This window comes from Rhizobacter sp. P2_H3 (genome assembly GCF_056403355.1).
In genome coordinates, this window is sequence record NZ_JBFUFQ010000189.1 from 1 (window position 1) to 11,526 (window position 11,526).

Here is an 11,526-nt window from a genome sequence, read left to right on the forward strand (position 1 = left end):
GTGCTGGACACCAGCGGCAGCATGGAGCGCGACGGCCGCCAGCAGCAGCTGATCCAGGCGCTCGACTACATCGCCGGCGTCGACCGCTCGCTGACCGGGCGCATCGCGCGGCTGACGAACCGCGAGCGGCTGTGGATGCAGCCGTTCTCGGACAACCCGTACGACCTGCAGCGCTTCGAGATCCCGGCCGGCGCCCCGGCCGCCCGCGGCGTGCAGGTGATCGAGGACAGCGAGGCCAAGCAGAAGGCGCTGGCGCAGGTGCGGGCCTTCGCGGCCGGCCTGAACATGCGCGGCGGCACCGCCTTGTTCGACGCGGTGCTGAAGTCGCTGAAGAACATGGCCGACGAGAAGCAGCGCAACCCCGGCTACCAGTATTCGGTGGTGGCGTTCACCGACGGCGAGAACAACAAGGGCCGCACGTTCGAGGAGTTCAGGCGCGACTATGAGCAGTTGCCCGAGGACGCCCGCTCGATCCCGGTCTTCATGGTGCTGTTCGGCGACGCCAACGAGAAGCAGCTGCGCGAACTGGTGAAGGTGACCGGCGGCCGGCTGTTCGATGCGCGCAAGACGCCGCTGTACGGCGTGTTCAAGGACATCCGTGCCTACCAGTAGCTCGCTCGGCAGCCGCCTGCTGGGCGTGCTCACGTCGGCGCCGAACTGGATCGGCCTCGCGCTCGCGAGCATCGCGCTGGTGTTGAAGGGGTTCGGCCTGCTCGGCAACGCCGCGTTGCCGGTGGCCGTGCTCGGCTACGCGGCCGGGTTCGTCGTCGGCGGGCTGTGGCTGGGTTTCCCGACGCTGTCGCGGCCCGGCTGGGAGGCCCTGCAGTTCAGCGACGACGGCGACACGCGCGAGGCGATGGAGCGTGCCCTGCAGGGCGTGCGCGGGCTGACCCAGTACAACCCCGACGACCGCCTGCCCGCCAGCCTGCAGACGCGCGTGCTGGAKCTGTGCAAGGCGCTGGACGCGCTGCGCCGGCAGTGGGAGCGCTCGCGCGGCCACCTGTCGCTGGACGACGGCTTCGACGCGCGCCGCATCGCGATCGTCCACCTGCCGGAGGCGCTGAACGCCTACCTGTCGATCCCGCCGTCGTATGCCCGCACCCGCACGCTGTCGAACGGCAAGACCGCGCTCGACACCTTCGCGCAGACCCTGGCGCAGCTGGAGGCGAACGTGGCGCAGCTCGCGGACGACCTGGCGGCACAGGACGCCCAGGCCTTCCTCGCGCATTCGCAGATGCTGTCGCGCGAGCTCAGGCCGCCACCAGCACCGTCCGGCGAACCCGCCGCACATTGAAGGCGCTGGCGATCAGCACGCCCTGCACCACCGCGATGCCCAGCCAGACCTGCGCCGGACGGTGCCAGTCCATCAGCGTGCCGAACAGCAGCGGCGCGATCGCCTGGCCGATGTCCAGGCCCGAATAGACGACGCCGTAGACGCGGCCGGTCGCGTTGTCGGGCGCCGAGCGCTTGACGATCAGGTCGCGCGACGGCCCGGCGATGCCGGCCGCGAAGCCCATCGCCCCGAACAGCACCGGCACCGCCAGCGCCGGGATCTCGGCGAAGCCCACCACCAGCGCGATCGCCGCGGCCACGCCGAAGCCGGCACCGACGATGCGCTCGCAGCGCGCCGGGTCGGTCACGAGGAAGCCGCCGACCACCATGCCGCCGGCGCTGCACACCATGTAGACCGTCAGGCAGACGGCCGCCAGCTGCGTCGGCACCTCGTGCAGCAGGCGCRCCGCCTCGGGCGCGAAGGCCTGCACGCCGCTCAGCGCCATCGCATAGAAAAAGAAGAACGCGAAGCACATCCAGACCGCCGGGATCGACAGGAAATCGAGGCTGCCGCCGGCCGCCGCTTTCGCCGCGGCGGCCTTGGGCGAGGCCGCGATGTCGTCGAGCGCCAGCTTCTCGCGGTTGAACCACAGCACGATCAGCACCGCGAACGCCAGCACGCCGGCGCAGGCCAGCGCGACGCGCCACGAGTACGCGAGCGTCAGCGGCACCAGCATCGCCGGCGCCAGCGCCCAGCCCAGGCTGCCGGTGATGCCGTGCACGCTGAACGCGTGGCCGAGGCGCGACGGGTGCACCTTGCGGTTCAGCAGCGTGAAATCGACCGGGTGGAACACGCCGTTGCCGATGYCGGCCAGCACCGAGAACGCCGCCAGCATCCACCAGCTGGTGCTGATCGAGAAGCCGAAGGCCGCCAGCCCCAGCAGCGCCAGGCCCGCGAACAGGATCGGCCGCGGGCCGAAGCGGTCGACGATGAAGCCCGACAGCGCCTGCGTGATGCACGAGACGACGAAGAAGATCGACATCAGCAGCCCGAGCTCGGCATAGCCGACGTTGAATGCATCCTTCAGCCRCGGGAACAGTGGCGCCAGCAGCAGCTGGCTGAAGTGACTGATGCTGTGCGCCAAGCCGACCAGGCCGATGACGGTGGCGTCCTTGCGCAAGGCGGGTGCCGGGGCGGCCAGGGTGTTCATGCAGGAGTTCGGCAGGTGGAATCGAGCCCCGATGGTAGGCAGTGACGAGGCGGCCGGATTGCGATAGCCTGTCAATCCTTGTCGAGATCCTGCCAACCATGAGCACACCACCATGAGCACKCCACCGATAGGCCCGCTCACCCCCCACCTGTACATGCCGACGCCGCAGCGGCCGCTGCGCGCGAAGCAGCACCACCTGGGCACCGACACCCGCGTCGTGCCGCACGACCACCCGTGGGCGCAGGTCGCGCTGTCGTCCACCGGCGTCGTGCGGCTGACGATGGAGCATGGCACCTACCTCGTGCCGCCGTCACGCGCGCTGTGGATCCCGGCTGGCATGGAGCACGCCGTCAGCGTCGTCGAGGATGCCGACCTGCGCACGCTGTACCTGCTGCAGCCGCGCGGGCGCAGCGGCCCGGGTGTCGCGCCGGGCGAGCAGGCGCCGTGGCGGCAGTGCCGGGTGCTCGAGGTGTCGGAGCTGCTGCGCGCGCTGGTGCTCGAGATGAACGTGCAGCCCGACGGCGGCGGCCCGCCGCTCGGCGCCGGCGAACTGCAGCGCGAGCAGCGGCTCTCCGCGCTGATCCTCGACGAGCTGCGCCGGGCCCGCCCGGTGCGCCTGGGCGTGGACCTGCCGGCCGACAAGCGGCTGCGCACGCTGTGCGAGGCGGTGCTCGACGATCCGACACGCCACGCCACGCTCGACGGCTGGGCCAGGGACACCGGCGCGAGCCCGCGCACCGTCGCGCGCCTGTTCCGCCAGCAGCTCGGCACCACCTTCGTCCAGTGGCGCCAGCAGGTGCTGCTGGCCAAGGCCTTGTCGATGGCGGCGCGCAAGCAGCCGATGGGCGTGATCGCGGCCGAGCTGGGCTATGCGAGCGCGAGCGCGTTCAGCGCGATGGTGCGGCGCTCGGTGGGGGCGCCGCCGAGCCGTTTCTTCAGCTGAAACGGGCCGAGCGCCGGGCCGCCCCAGGCCGGCCCGCATCCCCTCGGGGGATCGGTCGATGTACTCATCGACAGAGGGGCCGTCATTCACCTCCCCCCGCAAGGGGGTAGCCAAGTTGGGGATGTCCGGACGCGAACATCCCCCTAGACTGGGCCGGACTCAACTGCCGGGAGCACCCATGTTGTCATCGCTGTTCGGAGACCTGCGCGGCGACCAACCCGAGGATCGCCAGCCCGGCTTCGCCGCCACCTCCCTCATGGAGAGCGTCGCCACCGAGGTGAACGACCAGGGCCAGATGGTCGATCGCCACCTGCGCGACCTGGTCGTCACCGGCTCGGCGGCACAGGCGATCCGCGAGCATTTCGCGGCCACCCGCGCCGACCTCGAAACCGCCACCCGCCACATCGCGCTGCACGACCCCACCGGCGTGTGGGCCGGCGCGGTCGTGAAGGCGCTGTCGGATGCGAGCGGTCGGCCGATCGAGCGGCTGCACCTGCGCGAGCACACCACGCTGCGCACGCTCGCGATGATCGAGCGCACCACGCTCGAACGCCGCGACGAAGGCCTGCTGCGCATCTACCACGCCGACGTGCGCGCACCCGGCCCCGACAACGCGGCGATCCCGATCGCGCTGATGGAGCGCAGCCACATGACCGCGGTGATCGTCGGCGCGATGCAGCCGCATGCGGTCGACGGCATGCTCAACACCCTGTACGCCGCGGTGAACCAGCCCGGCTGGCGCTGCCCGACGCTGCTCTTCATGCTGCCGCCGAGCGGCGTGTGGATCGCCAACAAGATCGGCATGATCCAGTGGCCGCAGCGGCTCAAGGTGCAGGTGCTCAACGAATCGCTGTCGAGCGCGTCGGCGGTGTGGAATGCACTGCTGGGCCAGTGGAACCGCGTGAAGACCGAGCCGGTGTGGGGGCCGCCGCCGGTGGCCGCGATCGCCTCGGTGCAAGGGCCGGACGGCTTCCCGATCAAGGTGGCCGACCTCGACGCCGCAGCCGCCTCGGCCTCCGCATCGCCCGGCACCGCCATCAAGAGCAGTGCCGTCACGAAGGCCCCGGTGCGCGCGGTGCTCGATCCGCAGCGCGCCGCCCATGCCCTCGACAGCATGCTGCAGGTCGACGGCCTGATGGGCTGCGCCGTCGTCGACACCGCGACCGGACTGGTCGTCACGCACAAGGTGCGCGAGGAGCACCCGGTCGACATCGAGCTGGCCGCCGCCGCCTGCACCCAGGTGCTGCGCGTGCACGACCGCCATGCGCGCGACATGGGGCTGGCCGACGCGGTGCAGGAGATCATGACCAGCACGCCGACGCGCCACCACCTGATCCGCTCGCTGTCGCGGCACAGCGGGCTGTTCCTGTTCGCGCTGCTCGACAAGCAGCGCAGCAACCTGGCGCTGGCGCGCTACAAGCTGATGGAGGCGGAACAAAGCCTGTCCTGAGAAGGGTTGCGAAGCTTGGATACCATGCCGGGATCGCAGCACGTCTGCGGATGCAGCCACTGGACATGAGCCAAGAAGTTCTCTTCGACTACCCCCTGCAGGACAGCGCCGGCGCCACCTGCACCGCGCACGCCTGGGCCAAGGTGCCCGAGCCGCTGACGCCGGCCGGCCGCGCCGACCACAAGGCGCGCGCGAAGGCCCTGCTCGCGAAGCACGACGCGGTGCTGGTCGCCCACTACTACGTCGACGGCGACCTGCAGGACTTGGCGCTCGAGACCGGCGGCCTGGTCGCCGATTCGCTCGAGATGGCGCGCTTCGGCCGCGACCACCCGAGCAAGACGCTGGTCGTCGCCGGCGTGCGCTTCATGGGCGAGACCGCGAAGATCCTGAGCCCCGACAAGCGCGTGCTGATGCCCGACCTCGACGCGACCTGCTCGCTCGACCTCGGCTGCCCGCCCGACGATTTCGCGCGCTTCTGCGACGCCCACCCCGACCGCAAGGTCGTCGTCTACGCCAACACCAGCGCCGCCGTGAAGGCGCGCGCCGACTGGATGGTCACCAGCTCCTGCGCGCTCGCGATCGTGCGGCACCTGAAAGACCGCGGCGAGAAGGTGCTGTGGGCGCCCGACCGCCACCTCGGCCGCTACATCCAGGAAGAAACCGGCGCCGACATGCTGATGTGGAACGGCGCCTGCATCGTGCACGACGAGTTCAAGGGCCTGGAGCTCGACCTGCTGAAGGCCGAGCACCCCGGTGCGAAGGTGCTGGTGCACCCGGAGTCGCCGAAATCGGTGGTCGCGCAGGCCGACATGATCGGCTCCACCTCGCAGCTGCTGAACGCGGTGCTGCAGATGGACGCGAAGACCTTCATCATCGCCACCGACAACGGCATCCTGCACCGCATGCGCCAGCTCGCGCCCGGCAAGACGCTGATCGAGGCGCCCACCGCCGGCAGCAGCGCCACCTGCAAGAGCTGCGCGCACTGCCCGTGGATGGCGATGAACGCGCTGCAGGGCGTCGTCGCCTGCCTGGAGCACGGCAGCGGCGAGATCCACGTCGACGAGCCGGTTCGCAGCCAGGCGCTGGGCTGCATCGACCGCATGCTCGATTTCGTGAAGGCCAACCCGTCGAGCACGCAGAAGCTCGGCCTGGTCAGGAACATCGGTGCCGCATGACGATCGCCTTCGAGTTCGACGAAACGCTGGAACAGGCCCGCACGCGCAACATCCGCGATGCGCTGGCCGAAGACATCGGCCGCGGCGACTGGACAGCGCAGCTCGTGCCGGCCGGGCGCCGCGTGCGCGCCCGCGTGCTGGTGCGTGAAGACGCGGTGCTGTGCGGCCGCGACTGGTTCGACGGCTGCGTGCATGCACTCGATCCGCAGGCCGCGATCGACTGGCATGTCGACGAGGGCGCGCGCATGGCGCCCGACACGCTGGTCTGCCACATCGAGGCCGATGCGCGCGCGCTGCTGTCGGCCGAGCGGCCGGCGCTGAACTTCCTGCAGCTGCTGTCGGCCACCGCGTCGGTCACGCGCCGCCATGTCGACGCGATCGCCGGCGCGTCGCCGAACCCGCGCGGCTGCGCGATCCTCGACACCCGCAAGACGCTGCCCGGGCTGCGGCTGGCGCAGAAGTACGCGGTGCGCATCGGCGGCGGGCAGAACCAGCGGCTCGCGCTGTGGCACGGCATCCTGATCAAGGAGAACCACATCGCCGCGGCCGGCGGCGTGGCCGCCGCGCTGCGCAATGCACAGGCGCTGCAGTCGGGCGTCGACATCCAGATCGAGGTCGAAGGCCTCGCCCAGTTGCGCGAGGCGCTGGAGGCCGGCGCCACCAGCGTGCTGCTCGACAACTTCGACGAGCCGCTGATGCGCGAAGCAGTGGCCGTGACGGGCGGGCGCGCGCTGCTCGAGGTCTCGGGCAACGTGCAGCTCGACCAGGTGCGGCGCATCGCCGAGACCGGCGTCGACCGCATCTCGATCGGCCGTCTGACAAAGGACGTGCGGGCGACCGACTACTCGATGCGGGTGCTGGAGCGGATCTGACTCTGCAACTGAGCGGACTTTTGCCGCACTCTCGGGATGGTCGCCGCGGCCCGCACTGACTACAGTCGACGGGACATCCTGACCGAACGGCGGACCCCATGAGCGCAGACTTCGACACGATCTTCAACTACAACGAGCGCGCCGTCTTCGAGGCGGTGGCCGCGGCCGCCACCCAGCACCCGCACCTGAGCGGCAGCGAGCTGCTCGCCGACATCGCCTGCGTCGCGCTGAACCGGCTGCCGCCGCGCTACATCCGGCATGCGGTCGATTTCTCGTTCTACCTGAGCGAGAAGGAGCGCCACGCGATCGAGGTGGCGATCACCGAGGCGGTCGACTTCGCGTTCCAGTTCGTCTTGGCGCGAACCGCGATGAAGGCCAGAAACTAAGCTTTGCTGGTCGCCGGCCTCACCAGGATGGTGGGGAAGCTCACCGGCAGCGTGCGCGGGAAATCGCGGCTGAAATGCAGCCCGCGGCTCTCGTGCCGCATCAGTGCCGAGCGCACGATCAGCTCGGCGCAATCGACCAGGTTGCGCAGCTCCAGCAGGTCGCGCGTGACGCGGAAGTTCGCGTAGTAGTCGTCGATCTCGCTGCGCAGCAGGTCGATGCGATGCAGCGCCCGCTCCAGCCGCTTCGTGGTGCGCACGATGCCGACGTAGTTCCACATCAGCAGGCGCAGCTCGTCCCAGTTGTGCGCGATCACCACCTGCTCGTCGGCATTCTCGACCTGGCTCTCGTCCCAGTCCGGCAGTTCGGGCTGCTCGCTCGGCGCGTGCTCGAGGATGTGGTCGGCGCAGGTCTTGCCGAGCACCACGCATTCCAGCAGCGAGTTGCTGGCCAGCCGGTTCGCGCCGTGCAGCCCGGTGTAGGTCGTCTCGCCGACCGCGTACAGCCCCGGCAGGTCGCTGCGCCCGTGCAGGTCGGAGACGACGCCGCCGCAGGTGTAGTGCGCCGCCGGCACCACGGGAATCGGCTGCGTCGTGATGTCGATGCCGAGCTTCAGGCAGCGCGCGTAGATCGTCGGGAAGTGTTCCTTCAGGAACGCCGCGCCCAGGTGCGTCGCGTCGAGCAGCACGTAGTCGACGCCATGCTTCTTCATCTCGAAGTCGATCGCGCGGGCCACGATGTCGCGCGGCGCCAGCTCGCCGCGCGGGTCGTGCGCCTGCATGAAGCGCGTGCCGTCGGGCAGCAGCAGGTGGCCGCCCTCGCCGCGCAGCGCCTCGGTGATCAGGAAGCTGCGCTCCTGCGGGTGGTACAGGCAGGTCGGGTGGAACTGGATGAACTCCATGTTGCCGACGCGGCAGCCGGCCCGCCACGCCATCGCGATGCCATCGCCGGTGGAGGTGTCGGGGTTGGTCGTGTAGCGGTACACCTTGCCGGCGCCGCCGGTGGCCATCACGACCGCCGACGCCGCCAGTGTCTCGACGCGCTGGCGGTCGATGTCGAGCGCGTAGATGCCGTAGCAGCGCGGCAGCTCGTCGCGCTTCAGGTGGCGCGAGGTGATCAGGTCGACCGCCATCCAGCGCTCGAGCATCCGGATGTTCGGGTGGCGCTTCACCTCGGCGAGCAGCACGTCGTGGATCGCCTTGCCGGTGGCATCGGCGGCATGCGCGATGCGGCGCACCGCGTGGCCGCCTTCGCGCGTCAGGTGCAGGCCGAGCGGGCCCTCGGGATCGGGCGAGAACGGCACGCCGCGCTCGACCAGCCATTCGATCGCCTGCGCGCTGTGCTGCGCGATGAAGCGCGCGGTGTGCTCGTCGACCAGGCCGGCGCCGGCGTCCTGCGTGTCRCGCACATGGGAATCGATGCTGTCGTCGGTGCCGAGCACGCCGACGATGCCGCCCTGCGCCCAGGCGGTCGCGGCCTCGTCGAGGTTGCGCTTGGCCAGCACGACCACCGGCCGGGTCTGCGCGATGTGCAGCGCGACGGTCAATCCCGCCAGGCCCGCGCCGACGATCACGACCGGCAGGGAGGAAACAGCTTCAGCGCGCGACGAGGCCATGAGGCGGACGCAGAGTGGGAGACGGGCGATTCTATCGGCGCCCCCCTGCACCCCTGGGCGCCCATGGCAAATGCGCGGCCGCGCGTCAAGCCCCAAGTCGGCGGAGAAAGGCGTGGTTTTTTGCGACCTTTGCCCCTGTCACATCCTGAAACAAGCTCCTACACTGCCCCGTCAGGTTCATCCCCAGCAGCAAGTCCCCATGTCGAGCATTCCCCCTTCTTCCACCGACGCTGCATTCGCGCAGGGCGACGCCGCCGACGGCTGGCAGGCCACGCGCGCGCAGACCGTGGTGGCCACCCAGATCCTCGGCGACGACGCGGACGACGTTCCCGAAGAACAGCGCGACATCGGCCGCCAGGTCAGCGCCGACCAGCGCGAGCTGTTCGTCTCGTGCGACCCGGCCGAGGCGATGCAGCAGCAGTTCGAGCTGCTGCACCCCGACTACATCGCGCTGCACGACGTGGGCACCGTGTCGTCGCGCAAGCTGCTGGCCGGCGTGGCCGCCGCCAGCAACCGCTCGCTGCAGAAGCTCGTGATCCGCCGCCAGGGTTACGGCACGCCGCTCGCGACGCTGGAGTTCCTCGATTTCCCCGGCACCGACGGCAGCCTGCTGCGGCTGTACACCACGCAGGCCGATGCCGACACCACGGCGCGGCTGGCGCTGGCCCGCGTGCTGATGGGCTACAGCCAGCTGGCGGTGCTGATGGTCGGCGCGCTGCCGGCGCACCTGCTCGAATCGACGCTGAAGCCGCTGCACGAGGCGATGGTGACCGGCCCGTGGTTCAACCGGCACATGCTGCTGCTGCCGCTGACGGCCACCACCGCCACGCTCGCGAGCTTCGGCACCGACATGGGCCGCGGCACCGGCGTGAACGTGCGCACGACGCCGCAGGTGACCCGCCCGGCCGACGCCTGGGGCTTCATCAGCGGCACCTGGAACAAGCTGCGCGAGCAAGGCGTGGGGAATCCGCGGCCGGCGGCGAAAGCCACGCAGGCCGCGCCCACGGCGATGCCGCCGATGGCGCCTCGCCCGGTCGGTTCATTCTCGAACTCCGTGCCCCCGCCGGTCGCGCCGACCCCGACGCTGCCGCTGGCCACACCGCCGGCGGTCGCCTATCCGACCTCGTATGCACCGATGCCGCCGACACCGCAGGCAGCGGTCGGCGCGCCCGCGTCGACGGCGATGCGGCCGATGCCGCCGACCCGGCCGATGGCGTCCACCCAGCCGGATTCACCGCTGCAGCGCTACGTGAACCAGTTGATCGAGCTGACCGGCATGGTCAGCTGCTGCGTGTTCGACATCGCGAGCGGCCAGGACCTGGTGCATGCCGGTGCGCGGCCCTCCCCCGACATCCTGGCCCACCACGGCGCGGCACTGATCGGCGCGATGACCGCGACCGCCCGCACGATGGGCCTCGGCCACGCGGTGCCCGAGGCGGCCATCACGCTCGGCTCGCACCACCTGCTGCTGCGCCCCGTGCCCAACCATCCCGGCGTGGCGCTGCATGCGGTGCTCGACAAGGCGCAGGCGAACCTGACGCTGGTCAGGCTGCAGGTCGGCCGGATGGACAACCTGCTGGACTGACCCGGTTCAGTGCACGACGCGCGAGAAGCTGAACTCCGAGCCGTTCACGTCCACCGGGATCACGTCCTTCGGCCCGAACCTGCCCTCGAGGATCAGCTTCGAGACCGGGTTCTCGATCTTCTGCTGGATCGCCCGCTTCAGCGGCCGCGCACCGAACACCGGATCGAAGCCGACCTGGGCCAGCGCCGCCAGTGCGGCCGGTGACACGTCGAGCTTCATCTCGAGCTTGTCCAGCCGCTGCTCCAGCACCTTCAGCTGGATCCTCGCGATCGCCTCGATGTTCTTCGCGTCCAGCGAATGGAACACCACCGTCTCGTCGATGCGGTTCAGGAACTCCGGGCGGAAATGCTGCTTCACCTCGGCCCACACCGCGTCGCGGATGGCCTCGGGGTCCTGCCCCGCCATCTGCATGATCTGGTGCGAGCCCAGGTTCGAGGTCATCACGATCACCGTGTTCTTGAAGTCSACCGTGCGGCCCTGCCCGTCGGTCAGCCGGCCGTCGTCGAGCACCTGSAGCAGCASGTYGAAGACMTCGGGGTGCGCCTTCTCCACTTCATCGAGCAGCAGCACGCTGTATGGCTTGCGGCGCACCGCCTCGGTCAGGTAGCCGCCCTCGTCGTAGCCCACATATCCGGGCGGCGCGCCGATCAGCCGGCTCACCGAATGCTTCTCCATGAACTCGCTCATGTCGACGCGGATCAGGTGGTCCTCGCTGTCGAACAGGAAGCCGGCGAGCGCCTTGCACAGCTCGGTCTTGCCGACACCGGTCGGCCCGAGGAACAGGAACGACCCCGTCGGCCGGTTCGGGTCGGACAGGCCGGCCCGCGAGCGGCGGATCGCATCGGCCACCGCGGTGATGGCTTCGTCCTGGCCGACCACGCGCTCATGCAGCTTGCCTTCCATCTGCAGCAGCTTCTCGCGCTCGCCCTGCATCAGCTTCGACACCGGGATGCCGGTCGCGCGCGCGACCACCTCGGCGATCTCCTCGGCACCGACCATCGTGCGCAGCAGCTGCGGGC

The 11,526-nt window shown here is 70.2% G+C and carries 11 protein-coding genes; 8 read left to right on the plus strand and 3 right to left on the minus strand.

All coding sequences use genetic code 11. The features are described 5' to 3' along the window. A partial coding sequence (locus AC1D1T_RS24780; protein WP_477992662.1) for a vWA domain-containing protein occupies positions 1-612 on the plus strand: 612 nt, incomplete at its 5' end. Next, positions 599-1,294 carry a hypothetical protein gene (locus AC1D1T_RS24785; RefSeq protein WP_477992663.1) on the plus strand — a complete coding sequence of 232 codons (696 nt, stop codon included), beginning with the start codon at positions 599-601 and terminating at the stop codon, positions 1,292-1,294. The genes AC1D1T_RS24780 and AC1D1T_RS24785, both read left to right, overlap by 14 nt. Here the strand turns inward: AC1D1T_RS24785 and AC1D1T_RS24790 are convergent. Further along, complete coding sequence (locus AC1D1T_RS24790) at positions 1,251-2,483, minus strand: MFS transporter (protein WP_477992664.1); 1,233 nt, start codon at positions 2,481-2,483, stop codon at positions 1,251-1,253. The genes AC1D1T_RS24785 and AC1D1T_RS24790 overlap by 44 nt on opposite strands. Positions 2,484-2,595: 112 nt before the next feature. Here AC1D1T_RS24790 and AC1D1T_RS24795 point away from each other — a divergent pair, with 112 nt between their 5' ends. The 5 genes from AC1D1T_RS24795 to AC1D1T_RS24815 all read left to right on the plus strand — a co-directional run bounded on the left by AC1D1T_RS24795 (position 2,596) and on the right by AC1D1T_RS24815 (position 7,309). After that, a complete protein-coding gene (locus AC1D1T_RS24795) occupies positions 2,596-3,426 on the plus strand; it encodes an AraC family transcriptional regulator (protein ID WP_465112555.1) in 831 nt (276 codons plus the stop codon). A 178-nt stretch (positions 3,427-3,604) separates the two neighbouring features. Continuing rightward, on the plus strand, positions 3,605-4,876 hold the full coding sequence (locus tag AC1D1T_RS24800) for a roadblock/LC7 domain-containing protein (protein WP_477825799.1): 1,272 nt from the start codon (positions 3,605-3,607) through the stop codon (positions 4,874-4,876). 65 nt (positions 4,877-4,941) lie between these two features. Then, on the plus strand, positions 4,942-6,051 hold the full coding sequence (gene nadA, locus AC1D1T_RS24805) for a quinolinate synthase NadA (RefSeq protein WP_477844494.1): 1,110 nt from the start codon (positions 4,942-4,944) through the stop codon (positions 6,049-6,051). Then, complete coding sequence (nadC, locus tag AC1D1T_RS24810; RefSeq protein ID WP_477825797.1) at positions 6,048-6,923, plus strand: carboxylating nicotinate-nucleotide diphosphorylase; 876 nt, start codon at positions 6,048-6,050, stop codon at positions 6,921-6,923. The genes nadA and nadC overlap by 4 nt, the downstream gene beginning before the upstream one ends. 98 nt (positions 6,924-7,021) lie before the next feature. After that, positions 7,022-7,309 (plus strand): late competence development ComFB family protein, encoded by a 288-nt coding sequence (locus AC1D1T_RS24815; protein ID WP_047512023.1) that lies wholly within the window; start codon positions 7,022-7,024, stop codon positions 7,307-7,309. On the opposite strand, the gene nadB is transcribed toward AC1D1T_RS24815, so the two are convergent. Beyond that, a complete protein-coding gene (gene nadB / locus AC1D1T_RS24820) occupies positions 7,306-8,922 on the minus strand; it encodes an L-aspartate oxidase (RefSeq protein WP_465112551.1) in 1,617 nt (538 codons plus the stop codon). The genes AC1D1T_RS24815 and nadB overlap by 4 nt on opposite strands. 199 nt (positions 8,923-9,121) lie before the next feature. Between nadB and AC1D1T_RS24825 the strand changes: the two genes are divergently transcribed. After that, a complete protein-coding gene (locus tag AC1D1T_RS24825; protein WP_477992665.1) occupies positions 9,122-10,507 on the plus strand; it encodes a hypothetical protein in 1,386 nt (461 codons plus the stop codon). 6 nt (positions 10,508-10,513) lie between these two features. On the opposite strand, the gene AC1D1T_RS24830 is transcribed toward AC1D1T_RS24825, so the two are convergent. Beyond that, positions 10,514-11,526: AAA family ATPase (locus tag AC1D1T_RS24830; protein ID WP_477992666.1), on the minus strand; the 1,013-nt coding region annotated here is incomplete at its 5' end.